The 16,182-nt window shown below is 58.6% G+C and carries 17 protein-coding genes and 1 riboswitch; of the genes, 15 read left to right on the top strand and 2 right to left on the bottom strand.

Annotated elements, in window-relative coordinates:
• The first annotated feature begins 9 nt into the window (after positions 1 to 9).
• The 4 genes from eda to SPI05_RS07305 all read left to right on the top strand — a co-directional run bounded on the left by eda (position 10) and on the right by SPI05_RS07305 (position 4,092).
• Positions 10 to 654 carry a bifunctional 4-hydroxy-2-oxoglutarate aldolase/2-dehydro-3-deoxy-phosphogluconate aldolase gene (gene eda / locus SPI05_RS07320; RefSeq protein WP_321077449.1) on the top strand — a complete coding sequence of 215 codons (645 nt, stop codon included), beginning with the start codon at positions 10 to 12 and terminating at the stop codon, positions 652 to 654.
• Positions 651 to 1,763, top strand: coding sequence for a sugar kinase (locus SPI05_RS07315; protein WP_321077447.1), 1,113 nt, complete (start codon positions 651 to 653; stop codon positions 1,761 to 1,763). The genes eda and SPI05_RS07315 overlap by 4 nt, the downstream gene beginning before the upstream one ends.
• A gap of 44 nt (positions 1,764 to 1,807) precedes the next feature.
• Positions 1,808 to 3,223 carry a glucuronate isomerase gene (gene uxaC / locus SPI05_RS07310; RefSeq protein ID WP_321077445.1) on the top strand — a complete coding sequence of 472 codons (1,416 nt, stop codon included), beginning with the start codon at positions 1,808 to 1,810 and terminating at the stop codon, positions 3,221 to 3,223.
• A 155-nt stretch (positions 3,224 to 3,378) separates the two neighbouring features.
• Entirely contained in the window at positions 3,379 to 4,092 is a 714-nt protein-coding gene (locus tag SPI05_RS07305; protein WP_321077443.1) for a nitroreductase, read from the top strand.
• Here SPI05_RS07305 and SPI05_RS07300 read toward each other — a convergent pair.
• The gene (locus SPI05_RS07300) at positions 4,067 to 4,729 is read right to left on the bottom strand and encodes a methylated-DNA--[protein]-cysteine S-methyltransferase (protein WP_321077441.1); all 663 of its coding nucleotides are present in this window, start codon (positions 4,727 to 4,729) and stop codon (positions 4,067 to 4,069) included. The genes SPI05_RS07305 and SPI05_RS07300 overlap by 26 nt on opposite strands.
• Positions 4,730 to 4,806: 77 nt before the next feature.
• A riboswitch (Lysine riboswitch) is annotated at positions 4,807 to 4,984 on the top strand.
• Positions 4,985 to 5,080: 96 nt separating this feature from the next.
• Here SPI05_RS07300 and SPI05_RS07295 point away from each other — a divergent pair.
• From SPI05_RS07295 to SPI05_RS07270, 6 genes are all read left to right on the top strand, one after another.
• Positions 5,081 to 5,941 (top strand): transporter substrate-binding domain-containing protein, encoded by an 861-nt coding sequence (locus tag SPI05_RS07295; protein WP_321077439.1) that lies wholly within the window; start codon positions 5,081 to 5,083, stop codon positions 5,939 to 5,941.
• A 45-nt stretch (positions 5,942 to 5,986) separates the two neighbouring features.
• Positions 5,987 to 6,898 (top strand): amino acid ABC transporter permease, encoded by a 912-nt coding sequence (locus SPI05_RS07290; protein WP_321077437.1) that lies wholly within the window; start codon positions 5,987 to 5,989, stop codon positions 6,896 to 6,898.
• Complete coding sequence (locus tag SPI05_RS07285; protein WP_321077435.1) at positions 6,895 to 7,656, top strand: amino acid ABC transporter ATP-binding protein; 762 nt, start codon at positions 6,895 to 6,897, stop codon at positions 7,654 to 7,656. Before SPI05_RS07290 ends, SPI05_RS07285 begins: the two co-directional genes overlap by 4 nt.
• Positions 7,657 to 7,730: 74 nt before the next feature.
• Positions 7,731 to 8,711 (top strand): helix-turn-helix domain-containing protein, encoded by a 981-nt coding sequence (locus tag SPI05_RS07280; protein WP_321077434.1) that lies wholly within the window; start codon positions 7,731 to 7,733, stop codon positions 8,709 to 8,711.
• Positions 8,712 to 10,712 (top strand): ABC transporter ATP-binding protein, encoded by a 2,001-nt coding sequence (locus SPI05_RS07275; RefSeq protein WP_321077433.1) that lies wholly within the window; start codon positions 8,712 to 8,714, stop codon positions 10,710 to 10,712.
• Entirely contained in the window at positions 10,709 to 12,514 is a 1,806-nt protein-coding gene (locus SPI05_RS07270; RefSeq protein ID WP_321077432.1) for an ABC transporter ATP-binding protein, read from the top strand. Before SPI05_RS07275 ends, SPI05_RS07270 begins: the two co-directional genes overlap by 4 nt.
• A 9-nt stretch (positions 12,515 to 12,523) precedes the next feature.
• On the opposite strand, the gene SPI05_RS07265 is transcribed toward SPI05_RS07270, so the two are convergent.
• Entirely contained in the window at positions 12,524 to 13,249 is a 726-nt protein-coding gene (locus tag SPI05_RS07265; protein WP_321077430.1) for a peptidase E, read from the bottom strand.
• A gap of 198 nt (positions 13,250 to 13,447) precedes the next feature.
• Between SPI05_RS07265 and SPI05_RS07260 the strand changes: the two genes are divergently transcribed.
• The 5 genes from SPI05_RS07260 (at position 13,448) to SPI05_RS07240 (ending at position 16,157) form a co-directional block, all read left to right on the top strand.
• Entirely contained in the window at positions 13,448 to 13,879 is a 432-nt protein-coding gene (locus SPI05_RS07260; protein ID WP_321077429.1) for a NifB/NifX family molybdenum-iron cluster-binding protein, read from the top strand.
• A gap of 43 nt (positions 13,880 to 13,922) precedes the next feature.
• Positions 13,923 to 14,579: an NUDIX hydrolase gene (locus SPI05_RS07255; protein ID WP_321077428.1), complete on the top strand. Its 657-nt coding sequence runs from the start codon at positions 13,923 to 13,925 to the stop codon at positions 14,577 to 14,579.
• 183 nt (positions 14,580 to 14,762) lie between these two features.
• A complete protein-coding gene (rpsP, locus tag SPI05_RS07250) occupies positions 14,763 to 15,251 on the top strand; it encodes a 30S ribosomal protein S16 (protein WP_321077427.1) in 489 nt (162 codons plus the stop codon).
• A gap of 5 nt (positions 15,252 to 15,256) precedes the next feature.
• On the top strand, positions 15,257 to 15,496 hold the full coding sequence (locus tag SPI05_RS07245) for an RNA-binding protein (RefSeq protein WP_036324558.1): 240 nt from the start codon (positions 15,257 to 15,259) through the stop codon (positions 15,494 to 15,496).
• Positions 15,497 to 15,575: 79 nt separating this feature from the next.
• Positions 15,576 to 16,157 (top strand): ribosome maturation factor RimM, encoded by a 582-nt coding sequence (locus tag SPI05_RS07240; protein ID WP_321077425.1) that lies wholly within the window; start codon positions 15,576 to 15,578, stop codon positions 16,155 to 16,157.
• Positions 16,158 to 16,182 lie beyond the last annotated feature (25 nt).

Here is a 16,182-nt window from a genome sequence, read left to right as displayed (position 1 = left end):
AGCCTAGCTATGAGAATACCGTCAGCAATGCCGCTCCTGGCAGAAAACCCCATCGTGCCGGTCGTGGTGCTCGACAGGGTCGAGGATGCCGTCCCGACTGCGCGCGCCCTGCTGGAAGGCGGGATTAAGTCGGCGGAAGTCACCTTCCGCACCCCGGTTGCGGTCGATTGCATCGCCGCAATCTTCCGTGAAGTGCCGGAAATCACCGTTGGTGCCGGCACAGTCGTCAACAAGGAACAGGCCAGGCGAGCCGTCGACGCGGGCGCGAAGTTTCTGGTGTCCCCCGGCGTTTCAAAGGAAGTCGCGAAAGCCGCAGCTGAGGCTAACGTGCCGCTGCTACCAGGTATCGCCAACCCCACGGATATTATGGCGACACTAAAGTGGGGTCTGGAGGTCGTGAAGTTTTTCCCGGCCTCGGCTCTGGGGGGACTCGGGCTGCTCAAGGCCTTCGCCGGCCCCTTCCCACAAATGAAGTTTATGCCAACCGGCGGCGTAAACCCCGACAACCTGGGGGAATGGCTCTCAGCGCCCTTTGTCCCGGCGGTGGGAGGCTCGTGGATGGTGAGCGCCAAACTTGTCCACGCCGCAGATTTTGCACAGATTACCCGGCTCAGTGCCGAAGCCATCGCTAAGGTTAAGGAGATTCGCCAATGACCAGACCCAGTGGTTTACAAGTCCGTCCCGCCTCGCAGTGCCGCTATGACGTGGTGTCTCTCGGGGAGGTGATGCTGCGTCTCGACCCCGGCGAGGGCCGAATTCGCACGTCACGAGCATTCAAAGCATCTGAAGGCGGCGGGGAATACAACGTGGCGCGCGGTTCGAGACGCGCCTTTTCCCGGCGCACAGCCATCGTCACGGCACTGGTCCGCGACGAGATTGGTCTGCTGCTGGAGGACTGCATTTTGCAAGGCGGCGTAGACACGTCCTTCATCAAGTGGGTTGAATCCGACGGTGTGGGACGCAACGTGCGCAACGGTATCAACTTCACGGAACGCGGCTATGGAGTGCGCGGAGCTGTCGGCTGCAATGATCGCGGAAATACCGCCGCCTCCCAGATGCGGCCCGACGATGTTGATTGGGAGTTACTCTTCGGGAAACTGGGGGTGCGTTGGCTGCACACCGGCGGAATCTTCACCGCCCTGTCCGAAACTACTGCCGACGTGGCGAAAACCGCCATGCAGATTGCGAAAAAATACGGCACCGTGGTGTCCTACGACCTGAACTATCGTCCCAGTCTGTGGAGCAGTATCGGCGGTCAGGCTAAGTGCCAGGAAGTGAACCGTGACCTTGCGCAATACGTAGACGTCATGATTGGTAATGAGGAGGACTTCACCGCTTCACTTGGTTTTGAAATCGAGGGGGCAAACGAAAACCTCGACAACCTGGAAGTGGAGTCGTTTCGCGCCATGATTGACCAGGCTTCCCGGGCCTTCCCGAATTTCCAATGCATCGGCACGACCATGCGTCAGGTTCGCACCGCGACTATCAACGATTGGGGCGCGGTGGCATGGGACCGTCAGCAGGGCTTTTTCCGAGCCACCCAGCGAGATGGCTTGGAGATTCTCGACCGCGTGGGCGGGGGCGATTCCTTCGCGTCCGGACTGATTTATGGTCTGATGGAGTTCGGAGACATCGAAAAGGCTGTGAACTACGGGGCGGCCCACGGTGCCTTGGCGATGACCACGCCGGGCGACACCTCGATGGCCAGCCTGGCAGAAATCGAAAACCTGGTGGCCGGGGGTTCAGCGCGCGTGAAACGCTGACACCGCACACTGCAAACCCGCTGCGGGAGAATAGAAGGACGACAATGGAATCTTTGGAACTGAATCCCGACCGGCTCTTCCCGGTGGAGCCATCCATCCGCGAGGTTGCTCGTGAACTGTACGAAATCGTAAAAGATCTGCCGATTATTTCTCCGCACGGGCACGTGGAGCCCCGGCTGCTGCTGGATAACGCGGCCTTCCCCAATGCCTCGGAGCTGTTTCTACGATACGACCACTACGTGTTTCGCCTGCTCAACGCCGCCGGAGTCGACTTGAACGGTATCGGTGTCGGCAAAGTGGCGATGACAAAACCGCGCGAAGCGTGGCGAGTGTTTTGCCAGCATTGGCATCTTTTCGACGGGACAGCCTCAGGGTACTGGCTCACTCACGTGTTCGTTACGCTCTTTGGCATCGACGAAGAACCGAACACCCAAAACGCTGACGTGCTCTATGACCGAATCGGCGCGCGGCTAGCGGAGGCGGATTTCCGCCCGCGCGCGCTGTTCAACTCCTTCCCCATCGCCTTCCTCGCCACCACGGACGACCCGCTGGACAGTCTCGAGGATCACGCGGCACTAGCGAAACTCACTTCCCAAGGTGAGTTGGGCGGACGGATTGCACCCACGTGGCGTCCCGACGTTTACGTGAATGGGCGCAAACCGGAGTTTCGCGAGCGCGTGGAGGCGCTAACCGCTAGCGTCGGCGGCGCGCCGGATAATCTCGGAGACTACTTGCGAGCCATGCGGGAAAGCCGGAGCCGATTCATAGCACGCGGGGCGGTGTCCGCAGACTTCGGAGTGGCGCAGCCGGCTGCCCTGGATCTTGACGATAGGGAACTAGCGGGCTTGCTGAAGGTATTGGTTTCCGGTGAGGGCAGCGACGCACAAGCCGACGCCTTCGAGGCGGCGATGTTGACGCGCTTTGCCCAGATGAGCCTGGAGGACGGATTAGTGATGACCGTACATCCTGGCGTGTTTCGGAATCACTCAACCGCCGCGTTCAACCATTTCGGAGCGGATACCGGGCATGATATTCCCGTCGCCACCGAGTACACCAGGTCGCTGCGTCCGCTCCTGGAGCGCTACGGGCACGAGCCTGATCTGCACCTGGTGCTGTTCACCTTGGATGAAACCGTGTACTCGCGCGAGATTGCGCCCTTGGCCGGGTATTATCCCAGCGTGTATATCGGTGCTCCCTGGTGGTTTATCGATGCGCCGGATTCGATTCTGCGTTTCCACGCTGCCACTACGGAAACCGCTGGTTTCTCCAGATTGTCCGGTTTCATAGACGATACCCGGGCATTTTTGTCTATTCCGGCACGTCACGACATGAATCGGCGGCTGGACGCGGCTTTTCTTGCTCGCTACGTGTGTGAGGGACGCCTGCCGCTATCCTCGGCAAAGTACTGGATTCACAGGCTTAACGACGAGCAGCCGCGCGAAATCTTTAAACTGCATTAGGTGTGCGGGCGGCCGGGTGCGCTTCCATAAGAAGTCGGCTGTGGTTTTCGGGCGACCGGGCGTGGTTACGTCCGCGACAGGGCAGCTAAATCGGGTCGGATATGATAGGCAAAAAGCCAATACCGGCGCGATTTTCCCGGAGGAAAGGACGAGGAATGGAGTTCACCGAACTGCTGAAAAAGCGCTATTCGGTCCGAGCCTATTTGGATAAACCAGTTCCCGCGCACGTGCTGGAGGATATCTTGGACGATGCGCGCCACTGCGCCTCGTGGTCAAACACGCGCGGATACGTGCTGGCAGTAGCCACAGGGGAGCGCTTGGAGCGAATCCGGGCGGACTATGCCAGCCGCGCCGAAACCGCGTCCGGGATGCTGCGCGGACGGCCCGGTGCCTTCTTGCGGGCGCTGCGGGAAGGAAAACTACCCAAAGCCGACTTTAAAACCTGGGGAAAATACCCTCCTGAACTGCGAAAACGCCAGGTGGCAAACGGGAAGCGTTACTATGCGCACCTGGGGATTGGGCGCGGGGACGAACCCGGGCGTGCCCAGCAGGTGCGCCAAAATCTGGAATTGTTCCAGGCGCCGGTGGGGATTTTCGTGTTCGTCCACCGCTCGCTGCTGCCTTTTTCCGCCCAGGATGCCGGGCTGATGCTGTCCACCCTCATGCTGGCGGCCGCGAATCGGGGGCTGGGAACCGTTGCGATTGGAACGCTCGCGACCTGGCGGACGCCTCTCGAAGCGGAGTTTCGCATCCCCAAAGATTACGGGCTAATCACCGGGCTGGCGCTGGGTTATCCCGACCCGGATGCCCAGATAAACGAGTATCGCGCCGAACACCCGCCGCTTACCCTCGCCGAGCCGTGCTCTTAGCCAGGAGATCCAGTTTCCACGCGAGTTCGTATTCCAAGAGGGCGCGTTTCAATTCCGTCCCACCGGCATAACCGCCCAGGTCAAGGTCGGAAAGTGCGGCTTGGGCGAGCCGCAATGCCCTTTTGGGCACGCCCCGGCGCGAAGCGGGGAACGGGCCCGCAGCCTGGGCCTCCTGACGAATTTTGGGGTAGCGGGCGGCATAAATCTGGGCGGTTGGTGCCGGCACAACGCGGTGACAGGCCACCAGCAGCGGTACCGGATTACTGGCACAAGCTCTGGCTACAGCTCGGGCAGCTTTCGGGTCCCCCAGACTTTTGGCGACCTGCCCATAACTATAGAGGGCGGCGCGATTCGTGCTGAGCAAAAACTCACGCACCGCTTCTTGAAAAATCGTTTCCCGCATGTCAATCAGCAGATAGCGCCACGGATTGGCGTCCCCAGTCTCCCAATCAATCAGGGCGTGGCGCAAGACAACAAACACTTCCTCCGATTCGCCGTTCATGGCTGGCGGGTTATCCGGGACCTCAGCGCGAGGCACCAGGGCGGTTTCACACACCGTGTAATCCTCCATCCGCACTCGCAGTGCATAAGTGTCAAGGACGGGGTGTCCGGTGTGATAAGTAAAAACCCGCTGCATATCCGAGCCTCCTGATTGCGGTTTTTATTATCATTTTTGCACCTTTCGCCCCAGAGCCCTAGACTGGAAAGCAATAAAAGCATGACGGAGGCGCAGCCGACATCATTAGCTTCCATCAGGGCAGGGAAATCCCTTCGGGAGGCCCGGAAGCGAAAGGGGAGGCTGCCGAGGATGTGAACCACTCCCAAGGGGAAACGTCCGGGCGGGCGGACAATATCCGTTCGACTGTCGCTATTGCGGAGAGCTGTCATGACGCATACGCGCAAGGTATGGGGTCATGGAGCATGACCCCTTTTTTGGTGCCATGTTCGAGCTTTCGAAAGTTGTTTGCAACGATTGAAAGGACTAACGATGAACAAGATACTGAGTGGCGCGGCCCTACTAGCTGCGGCTTTTTCCCTCGCCGCGTGCGGGGCGGGTTCCGCGGCTGATAACGCAGCTGGTGAAGGCGGGGCGATTCCTGGCCTGGAGGACGGTGTTTTCACCGTCGGTATGGAAGCTGCCTACGCTCCCTACAACTGGGCGCAGCCCGATAAATCTAACGATGCGGTACCCATCAAAGATTCCGCCTTGTACGCTAATGGCTACGATGTGATGACCGCCAAACAGATTGCGGATGCCAACGGCTGGAAGCTCGAAATTAAGCAGCTGGAGTGGGATTCCCTGATTCCGGCGGTGCAATCCGGCGAAATTGATGCCGCGATTGCGGGCCAGTCCATGACCAAGGAACGTGAGGAAACCGTGGACTTTGCCGGGCCCTACCTGTACGCCCGCATCATTGTGCTGACCAAGGCTGATTCTAAGTATGCCAACGCGAAAGGCTTGGCTGACCTGGCGGGAGGTCGGACCACCAGCCAAACCGGCACTGTTTGGTACGACACGTTGATTCCGCAGATTAAGGGCGCCAAACGGCAGTCTCCCGCCGAATCCGCTCCGGCGATGCTGGTGGCTTTGGAAACCGGCAAGGTCGATTATGTGGTCACCGATATGCCCACCGGTCAAGGGGCTATGGCCGCTTACCCGGATATGAAGATTTTGGACTTCCCCGACGATGGCGACGACTTCCAAGTTTCGGATGAGGACATTAACATCGGCGTGTCCGTTAAGAAAGGCAACACCGCTCTGAAGGACGCCATCAACAAGGCCCTGTCCGGCAAGACCGCCGATGACTTCGATGCCATGATGGCCGATGCGGTAAAGATTCAGCCCTAAGAGGATTAATCCGCCAATCGCACTGGAACACGTCAGGAGAGAAAAATGCTGTGGACACTGTGGCAGGACATCATAACGCTGCTGAATAAGTATGGCGGCGTGTACTTGACAGGTATCGTCAACACGGTGCTCCTCGCTACTATCGCCACCTTGCTGGGCTGCGTAATCGGTTTTGCCTGCGGGATTTTGAACACAATTCCTCACCCGCAAACCGATCCCCTGCCCAAGCGGGTGATTTTGGCGATTATCCGGGTCATCATCAGGATCTATGTGGAAGTGTTCCGTGGCACTCCGATGATTTTGCAGGCGGTGTTCATCTACTACGGTCTGCCCTACTTCACGAATAACGCGCTGCAGTTCCAGTCCATGTGGGGAGTGTCGATTTTCGTCGTCTCCATTAACACCGGCGCCTACATCGCGGAATCCGTGCGTGGGGGCATCATCAGCGTGGATTCTGGCCAAACCGAGGGGGCTAGGGCGATTGGCATGACCCACTTCCAGACCATGCTCTATGTCATCTTGCCCCAGGCTTTGCGCAACCTGCTGCCGCAAATCGGCAACAACTTCATCATCAACATCAAAGACACTTCGGTCATGTTCATCATCGGGTTCTCGGAGTTTTTCTCAGTTCACAAGATGGTGTCGGGTGCCGTTTTCAAGTACTTCCCCTCCGCTACCATCGAGATGGTGGGGTATTTGACGTTGACTCTACTGTCCTCTTTCTTGTTGCGGAAACTGGAAAAGAAGATTGACGGTGACGATGCTTACGAACTGTTGCCCGGTGCGGCGGGCGAGGAACAGAGCGATTACGAGCTGATGAATGAAGATCAACTTGTGATGGCTGCCGGAAACTACACCTTCCCTGACCCCGCCAAGCGTCCGACGCGAAAGGGAAAGCCCGCCGGGAAACCAGCGTCAGACAAACCGGCACGCCCCGAGGGAGGACAGAACTCATGAGCGAATCGAACACCGCGGCGAGCACCAGCGACGAAATCATCACAGTCCGTCACCTCTCAAAGTCTTTCGGCACTCACGAGGTCCTGAAAGACATCGACTTTGCGGTGCGGCCGGGGGACGTGGCATCCATCATCGGGGCGTCCGGCTCCGGGAAATCGACCTTGCTGCGCTGCATCAATTTGTTGGAAACTCCCACCTCGGGCGAAATTCTCTATCACGGGACGAACATCCTGGACCATTCCATGAAAAAGGCGAAATATCGGTCAAAAGTGGGGATGGTGTTTCAATCATTCAACCTGTTCAACAATATGACCGTGCTAAAGAACTGCATGATTGGCCAGATGAAAGTCCTGGGTCGGTCCCGCGAGGAATCTCGGGAAAAGGCCTTGGAGTATCTGGATAAAGTCGGTATGAGCCCCTTCCTGAACGCGAAACCGCGGCAGTTGTCCGGCGGGCAAAAGCAGCGGGTTGCCATTTCTCGTGCTCTGGCGATGGATCCGGAAGTCCTGTTGTTTGACGAACCGACCTCGGCGTTGGATCCGGAAATGGTCGGGGAAGTCATCGAGGTCATTAAAAAGCTGGCTCAGGAAGGTATGACGATGCTGGTGGTGACCCACGAGATGGCTTTCGCCCGCACGGTCAGCAAGAACGTGGTGTTTATGGCAGATGGGGTTATCGCTGAGCAAGGTCCCCCCGAGCAGCTGTTCCAGCACCCGCAGCGGGAACGGACTCGCGATTTCTTGGCGCGTTATCTCTGACTGCCGCACCACGTCACGGGTAATTGTCCAGCAAAACTATTCCCTTATATACACTTCTGGAGTATAATTTTGTCATGGAACAGAAATTTATGGCGTTACGCGATTTGCTGCCCGGTGCGTTTTTGCGTCTGCGCCGCAACGTGTTGGGGCTGACTCAAGCAGAACTGGCAGGGATATCCGGAGTTCCCCAGTCCCACATCAGTGCTTTTGAAAACCACAAGCGGCGCATCTCTGTTGCTGAGGAAACTGCCTTGGCAAAAGCGGTCAGCGTACCGGCGCACACTTTGATGAGTATGAAGCGCCACGTGGTGCGCGGAATCTTTTCGCGATACGGCTACGACGAGATTTTTATGTTCGGGCCTGTCTCGACCGGTCAAGACGATGCGTTTACACCGATAGATTTCCTGGTCAGCACCACAAAATCCCTGGGGATGCTGGATTTGGTTGGCTTGCAAAATGAACTTGAAAATGCGCTGAGCACCACGGTCTACGTGTCCGTAGACACCGGCTGGGGCAACGCGAAAGTTGATCGATTCCCCCGTGAAGTCACGAAGCTCGATGAAAAATTGCAGTTCCAGCCACTGCTGGTGGATTTATACCGAGCCGGGTATGTTTTTTCACCGCGAGAGATTGAAGAGTATCCATATTTTCAGAAGTGGGGATTCCCCAAGTCCTTATTCCCCTACGATGTGTCCGCCGCCCGGTGGCGAGTGGATGACATGTCTCGGACGCTTGACGTGGGCATGGGCATCGCCTCGGGCGACCCAAAAGCCTTTATGGCAAAGACTCCGGCGGGGGTGCAGTCGCGTTTCGCGGCTTATCACTCTATTGCGGTGCTGGTTGAATCAGCGGCCAAAATTCATTCCGATGTCAAGGAAGCCAACCCCGGCATTCCGTGGGCAATCCTCAGCGAACTGCGCTACCGACTTCTGCAAACCGCCGACGAAATCGACGCAAGTATTGCTTGGACCACTTTGCGTGAGGATTTCCCCAAAATTCTCGATGCTCTGGGTTCTGTGACATACCCTGGTAGCGGCACCGAGGCGGCTGCGTAAGTGGAAGATAACGCCCGTGCGCGCGAGTTTTTACAACATCGCGCTGCCGAAGAACACGTCACGCTGCCGCCCCTGCTGAGGACCCCACACACCTGGCGCTGGCCGCTGCGCAGCCCCCAGAGTGAACCTGACGTTTACCCCGCTGACCCCCACCTCTATGCCAGAAAACTCGTTCTTTCTATGGGCGGTGTACTGGCACTTGGCTCACTGGTGACGGGGTTAAACTACGTAGTTTCGGTCAGCGTACCCTGGGCGCTGGGAATGGTGCTGGACGCGGGGCTAGAACACGGTTTGACCAGGGAACTCTGGATCCGGTTGGCGGTTCTGACCCTGGTTATCCTCGGTGTGGCGCTGACTCAAATGGCGGGACAGCTCACTGAGATTGCGGTCCAGATGAACGCGGTGGCGACCCCCGCGCGGGTGGCCGGTCGAAAGTTAGCTCTCGATGGGCGCGCTGTGAACCGAGAATTGGAATCCGGTGATGTGGTTACCTCGATGCTCACAGACGTGGACCGGATTGGCCAGGCGGCGCTGTGGATTCCCGAAATGGTGGGGGCTTTGCTCTCTACCGTGATGATTCTGGTCATCATGTTTCGCACCTCGCCGCCTCTGGCCTGGACGGTGCTGATTGGGTTGCCCATCGTAACGCTGCTGATAGGGCTGTTAGGCAAACCGCTGCAGCGGCGGCAAACCGAGAACCGCGATGAACAGGGCAAGCTCACGGAAATCTCGGCTGATGCGGTGGCGGGGCTGCGAGTCTTGCGTGGCATCGGCGGCGAGGACGTGTTCGGGCTTCACTATCAGCAGCAATCGGCTCGCGTGCGTGACGCGGGGATTCGAGTCGCCCTGCCCGCGGCGCTGCTGGGCGTGCTGCGTTCAGTGATACCGATGGTGTTCACCGCCCTGGTGGTGGGCATCGGGGCAATGCTGTATTTTCATGATGAACTGTCAGTAGGCAGTTTGGTCGCGTTCTTCGGGTTTTCACAATTCTTGCGCAACCCCATCGTGGTTGCCACCCGGTCACTGGAAGAATTCACCAGAGCTTGGGTCGGAGTTCGCAAACTCGCGCGGATTCAAGGCGTGACTTCCCTGATGGACGAGGATTCAGCGACGGTTTCCGGGGAAGCGCCGCGCCAAAATGCCTCATCGCAATCACAGTGGCGGGAAACGGATTTTGCTCTGGCTCAGCTCACCGACACGGTCAGCGAGGTAACGGTGGAGCCGGGCCTGATTACCGGCCTGGTCTGCGCCAATCCTGACGCCAGCGCAGCGATAGCCCGGCGCCTGGCACGCCAAGAGGACAGCGCACAACCGACCCTTCTGATTGATGGAACTGACGCGAGAACCTTGCCCCTCGACCTTGTGCGCCGCGCCATAATCCTTTCAGATACCGACCCGCAGCTTTTTGCCGGAACCTTGCGAGACCAGGTGCGCGGGGCAAATTCGCCGGCGCCGCGCGACCGAGGGGTGCGCGAACTCGTGTGGCGCGATGTCATCGAGAACGCGACCCGGCAGGAGGACTCGCTCATCGTTCCCGAAGTTGATGAGCGCGATTCGCAATGGTTGGCCGCGCTGCACGTGGCGGATGCTGATGATGTGGTGGAATCCGTCAATGGCGGCCTGGACGGAGCGGTGGCGGAAAAAGGGCGCACTCTCTCGGGCGGTCAGCGCCAACGCGTCGCCCTAGCTCGCGCGGTAGCCGCCGATCCTGCGGTGCTGGTCACTATTGAGCCGACTTCCGCGGTCGATTCGCACACAGAATCGCGGGTCGCCCAGCGTTTGGCGCAAGCGCGGCATGGGAAAACCACCGTCATCGTCTCGGCGTCAGTGCTGGTGTTGGAGCATTGTGATGAAGTCATTGTGCTCGACGATGCAGGTCGGGAAATCGTCCGCGGCTCGCATCGGGAACTTCGGGAAAAAGCTCGGTCGGGAGACCCATCGGCCATGCCGTACCTGACTATCATCAACCGCTCGGTGCAAAGCGGGGGTGAGATGTCATGAAACTGCCTTTGGCCAGCGGAAGACTGGTGATGCGTGGGGTTAAAGACCTGATTCACGACTATCGCGGGGCGATTGGGTCAGTGGTGGGGCTGCAGCTGGTGTCGTCCCTAGCGGGAGTGACCCTCCCGTGGCTGCTGGGACGCGTGATTGACCGCATTCAAGCCGGGGCGGCCAGCCGCGACTGGGTTGGTCAGCAGATGGTGATTTCCCTGGTAGTGGTCGCGGTGGCGGCGATATTTTCGTTCCTGGCGGAATACCGTGCCCGGGTGATGGGCGAGCGGATTTTTGCTCACCTGCGTGACGGCTTGGTCGACTCTGTCATTCACCTGCCTCTGTCGACTGTGGAAAGTGCGGGCACCGGCGACTTGGTGGGACGCACTACGCGAGACATTGAACGCCTGCAATTCATGATTCGCCAGGGTATCGCCGCAATTCTGATGATCACCACAACGTTGGTGGTGACGTTCGTGGCGGCGTTTCTGACTTCCCCGCTGTTGGCATTCATGCTGCTCATCGGGCCACTGGGAGTGTGGCCACTGATGGCGTGGTATTTACCGCGGACCGTTCCCGCCTATCGGTCCTCAGCCCGATCCTGGGCGGATCTGTCCGGTTCAGTAGCGGAAACTCTGGATCAGGCGGACACGGTAGACGCTCTGGGGCTGTCCGGGAAACGGATTGCCCAGCTCGATGTCATCATTCGCGAAATCTGGCGTCAGGAACGCTACAGTGCCTGGATGCGTTCCTGGTTGTTCATGGGAATTGTGTGCGCCACCCTGTCTCCCCTGATAGTTATCGTGTTGCTGGGAGCCTGGTTGGTGCCCAGCGGAGCCTTGACTATCGGGGCTGTTTCCACGATTGCGCTGTATGCCTATCAAGTGCGCGGGCCGGTGTGGGAAGCGACTTTCTGGGTAGATGTTTCGATGGAAGCCTACACTTCGCTGGCACGGATTTTTGGTGTCGCACAGGTCGAGCCGGACCGGGAAGCCAGTGCCCACGCGCCCGCCGGTACGTCCTCGATAGTGGCTCGGGACGTTTGCTACGCCTATCATTCGGGGCAAAATGTGCTGCACGAAGTGTCTCTGGAACTTCACGGGGGCGAAACGTTGGCCATTGTCGGACCATCGGGTGCCGGTAAGTCCACTTTTGGGCGAATGCTGGCGGGCATTCACCCGCCCACCAGCGGGTCCGTGACGGTCGGGGGAGTGCGGCTGGTGGACTTGCCCGAAAGCGAACTGCACCAGCAAGTCGCTTTGGTCACGCAAGAACAGCACGTGTTTACTGGAACGATTGCCTCCAACCTGCGTTTGGCGCGGCCCGACGCGAGTGATGAGGAACTGTGGACGGTGCTCGACGCGGTGGGAGTGGACTGGGTTCGCGGCTTGGGGCGAAGCGATACCCAGACCTTTACCGCATTATCCGGTCCGGAGGGGAAAACACGGGCAGAAACGGAAAAAACCGGGCTGCATGCGGAAATCGGCGGCGCGGGAATGAAGCTGAATCCGGCGCAGGTCCAGCAGCTTGCCCTGGCGCGAATCGTGTTGTTGAACCCCCACACTTTGGTGCTGGATGAGGCAACTTCGCTGATGGATCCCTCTGCGGCTCGTTCGCTGGAACAGTCGCTGTCGCGAGTGTTGGCGGGACGTAGCGTCGTCGCCATCGCCCACCGGCTCTATACCGCCCACGATGCTGACCGGGTGGCAGTCATGATGGACGGGAGAATCGTGGAATTGGGTACGCACGATGAACTGGTAGCGGCCGGGGGCGAATATGCTTCGCTGTGGGAGTCTTGGCAGCAAGACTAGAGGCCGAAACTATCCCAGGAAACGGGTTTCGAGGCGTTCCTCTACAACTTCGCCGTTATCTTTGGTCACAACCCAAGCCGACTTGCCCGGCACTTCGCTGACCGCTTCGGCCAGTTCGGTACCGCGGTAAACCAAACCCACATTGTTATCGGTGCAATAGGTTTTGCCCAAGGTACCCTCGGCGACCAGGCGATGCACTGTGGGGCGGCGGCGTTTTTCAACGTCGTAATGTACGCCGTTGTCGTAGGGAATCAAGCCCAGACCGTTGGTGACGGCGCGAAGTTCGGGCCCGAAAGAATCCGTGGTGCCACCTCGGTGCCAACAGATAGAACCGGCCGAGACTCCGGCCAGGACGATGCCAGCTTCCCAAACGCGGCGGAAAATCTGGTCTAGGCCGTGGACTCGCCACACCGCCAGCAGGTTTGCCACTGAACCCCCGTCAACCCACACTGCGTCCTGTTCTAGGAGGTAGCCTTCGATGTCCTCCACGTTGGGCATGACGAACAGTTGCAGCGGGTTCAGTTCGACCCCCGCCAGGCGAGCCGCTTCGTAACGCTGGGCTAGCCGGTAATGCTGGTCGCCGGCCGCGGTATCCAGATAGCCCAGTTTCGGTTTGGAACGGGTGGTGCCGGACAGTTCGAGTGAATAGTTCACCAGGTGGTTGAACTCGGTAAAGATACGTTCTCCGTTTTTGTATCCGCCGGAGGTCGCCAAGATAGTTGGGGTTTTCGTCATAAGACCATCTTAGTAGGGGGGAGCCGGGTGGTGAATTATCCGCGGGGCGCGGCGTGCGGTGTTTGGCCGCCGCCGCGGCCCTGTCTGGCATAGGATTAAGCCGGAAAGCAGAGGTAACAGAGGTGCTGGAACGCGGAACTACCCGTTTCTGTTGCCAGGATTATCGAAAATAAATTATACGGAATATTGGGATATTAAATGAGTGATGACAGAAATTTGCATATAGCGGTCAACGTTGCGGGCAGCGAGGTTGGCGGGGGTCTGGGGCGAGCCCGGACTATGGCGGTGGCAACCCTCAATGCCGCCGATGAAATCGTGGAGTGGCAAGAGTTCCCAGTCGGTTGGGACGTCTTGCACGAGCAAGGGCCGCACGGCAGCTTGCACGCTCAGATTGCGGGCTTTATGCGCGACCATGACATTGCGGCCGTGGTCAGCGGACATATGGGGCCCCCGATGGTCAACACCATGATGAAACTCGGCGTTTTGCCGCTATCCGCGACTGGTGAGGCGCGCAGTGCTGCCAGAGACGCCGCTAAACGGGTGCGCTGCGTTGATGACCTTGCTGCCGAAGCCCCGGATGAAGACGGCCTCGGCGGGAATAAATGGATTCTTCCGGTGATTCCGTCTTAGTGTTCAGAGGTTTTGACAATTTCGATGACGAGGGAACAGGCAAGTGGAAACCGACAATAAAACAGACGTAGTGGACCTCATTCTAGAGTTGCAGGCTATCGGTCAGTCCGGCGAGTTCTATGGTCATGACGACTATGACCGGGAACGGGCAACCCGTACGCGCGAACTGGCGGCGGAACTCTTGGCACGCCTCACGGGCAGTAATCCCGAACAGACGCGGGACGTGTTTCTGGAGGACTACGGATACCGCACGCCGAAAGTTGATTCGCGCGCCGTTATCTTCGGTGACGGCTCGGGGCGTCCGGGTGTGGACGGAGACAAGATTCTGCTGGTGCATGAAGGCTTGGACGGACGCTGGTCCCTGCCGGGAGGCTGGATTGACGAGGGGCTAAGTGTGCGGGAAAACACCATCAAGGAGGCTTATGAAGAATCCGGAATGCAGGTGAAAACCGACAGATTGCTGGCGGTAATCGATAAGCGCAAACATAATCCCAGTAGAGGTATATTTCATGTTTACGCCTTTTTTGTGGAGTGCACCTTGCTGGGCGGGGACTTTACAGAGAACCTCGAAACCACCGAGATTGGCTGGTTTGGGCTCGATGAACTGCCGGAAATGTCTCTCGGCAAAACCACGCCCGAACAGGTCGCGATGTGCCTGAAAGCGCATCGCGACCCAAACTGGCAGGTCATTTTCGACTGAACTGGGAGGACTGTTGAATTTTAAAAATCGTGAGAAATCGGGCATAATGGAACGTTGTACTGGGCTTTGGTCGCCGCCCTCTCGTGGCCACAGCCCCGGATTTTGAGCAAAACAAGACTTTAGTGTTTTCCCTACCTGGGGTTTTGTGCGCTCGCGACATGAACTACAAGGAGAGTCACAACAGTGGCAGTACGTATTCGTTTGAAGCGAATTGGCAAGATTCACCACCCCATTTACCGGGTGGTCGTGGTCGACAGCCGCAAGAAGCGCGACGGTCGCGTTATCGAGGAGGTTGGCAAGTACGACCCCAACCAGCAGCCGTCTTTGATTGAACTGAACTCGGAGCGTATCCAGTACTGGTTGAGCGTGGGGGCCCAGCCGTCCGACGCGGTGCATCGTTTCCTGGTGCTTTCCGGCGATTGGGCGACGTTCAAGGGCGCCAAGGTCGTTGAGAACCGTATCCAGGTTAAGGACGCGGGAGCCGATGTGGAGGCCGCGGTGAAGGCTGCGGACGATGCCGCGGAAAAGACGAAGGCAAAGAAGGCCGAAGCCGAAGCCAAGGCCAAGAAGGAAGCTGAAGAAGCTGAAGCAGCGAAGGCTGAGGAAAAGGCCGAGGAGGCCCCCGCTGAGGAAGCCCCGGCGGAAGAAAAGACTGAGGAAGCTGCAGAATAATGTCGATGCTTGCAGATTCTTTGGAACACCTGGTTAGCGGCATCGTCGACGAGCCAGAAGCCGTGCGCGTGAGCGAAAAGTCTTTGCGCCGCGGCAAGCTCCTGGAAGTACACGTTGCCCCCTCGGATTTGGGTCGGGTTATCGGCCGTAACGGCCGCACCGCGAAAGCGCTGCGTTCGGTAGCTTCCGCACTGTCCACTCAAGGCAGCGTCCGCGTCGATGTCATCGACCAAGATCGGCGCTAAATAGTCATTTGGTTTGATCCCCGCCGATAGCGGGGGTCAAACTTTTTAATGCAGCTATCGGTTCGGGAAGGGGTCAGCGGTGAAGCTCACGGTTGGGGTCATCGGGCGTGCCAGCGGGGTTCGTGGTGAAGTCCGGGTAGCCCTGCACACGGACGACCCGCGTGCTCGCTTTGCCCCCGGGACAGTCCTGTTAACCAGCAGGAAAACCTCGGCTACGCTGACGGTAAACCGGGCACGGATGAGCGGTAAACACTTCGTGGTGTCTTTCCGGGAAATTCCCGACCGTAACGGCGCCGAAACCCTCAGTGGAACAAAACTGTATATAGAAACTGACGACCCGGCCTTGTGCACTAACTCCACAGACTCAACCGATTCCGGCGCCGCCAGTATAGAAACCGCCACCAACCGCGAACAAAGCGAGGGCGACGAAGGGTTTTACCGCCACGAACTGGTGGGACTGCGAGCTGTGGACCTGGCGGGGAAAACGCTTGGCACCGTGAGCGACCTGCTGCTGGCGCCAGCCCAAGACCTGTTGGAAGTCACGACTGCGGACGGGGAGAAAATCTTGGTGCCTTTTGTTTATGAAATCGTCCCCGATGTCGATTTAGATAGACAGTTGGTCACGATGGATCCGCCCGGAGGATTGTTCCCGCCGCACTAGGACGGTCCGACGTTTCCGGGCGGGT

Origin of the sequence: Mobiluncus sp. (assembly GCF_034180645.1) — a bacterium.
GTDB lineage: Bacteria > Actinomycetota > Actinomycetes > Actinomycetales > Actinomycetaceae > Mobiluncus.
Note: the sequence above shows the minus strand (reverse complement) of the source record. Positions and strands in the feature narration are given on the sequence as shown.

Excerpts from the sequence above, each read along its gene's own strand:
- SPI05_RS07300 (WP_321077441.1), bottom strand. The coding sequence starts at position 4,729 with ATGCAGCGGGTTTTTACTTATCACACCGGACACCCCGTCCTTGACACT.
- SPI05_RS07280 (WP_321077434.1), top strand. The coding sequence starts at position 7,731 with ATGGAACAGAAATTTATGGCGTTACGCGATTTGCTGCCCGGTGCGTTT.
- SPI05_RS07315 (WP_321077447.1), top strand. The coding sequence starts at position 651 with ATGACCAGACCCAGTGGTTTACAAGTCCGTCCCGCCTCGCAGTGCCGC.
- SPI05_RS07285 (WP_321077435.1), top strand. The coding sequence starts at position 6,895 with ATGAGCGAATCGAACACCGCGGCGAGCACCAGCGACGAAATCATCACA.
- uxaC (WP_321077445.1), top strand. The coding sequence starts at position 1,808 with ATGGAATCTTTGGAACTGAATCCCGACCGGCTCTTCCCGGTGGAGCCA.
- SPI05_RS07270 (WP_321077432.1), top strand. The coding sequence starts at position 10,709 with ATGAAACTGCCTTTGGCCAGCGGAAGACTGGTGATGCGTGGGGTTAAA.
- SPI05_RS07265 (WP_321077430.1), bottom strand. The coding sequence starts at position 13,249 with ATGACGAAAACCCCAACTATCTTGGCGACCTCCGGCGGATACAAAAAC.
- eda (WP_321077449.1), top strand. The coding sequence starts at position 10 with ATGAGAATACCGTCAGCAATGCCGCTCCTGGCAGAAAACCCCATCGTG.
- SPI05_RS07295 (WP_321077439.1), top strand. The coding sequence starts at position 5,081 with ATGAACAAGATACTGAGTGGCGCGGCCCTACTAGCTGCGGCTTTTTCC.
- SPI05_RS07290 (WP_321077437.1), top strand. The coding sequence starts at position 5,987 with ATGCTGTGGACACTGTGGCAGGACATCATAACGCTGCTGAATAAGTAT.
- SPI05_RS07245 (WP_036324558.1), top strand. The coding sequence starts at position 15,257 with ATGCTTGCAGATTCTTTGGAACACCTGGTTAGCGGCATCGTCGACGAG.
- SPI05_RS07260 (WP_321077429.1), top strand. The coding sequence starts at position 13,448 with ATGAGTGATGACAGAAATTTGCATATAGCGGTCAACGTTGCGGGCAGC.
- SPI05_RS07305 (WP_321077443.1), top strand. The coding sequence starts at position 3,379 with ATGGAGTTCACCGAACTGCTGAAAAAGCGCTATTCGGTCCGAGCCTAT.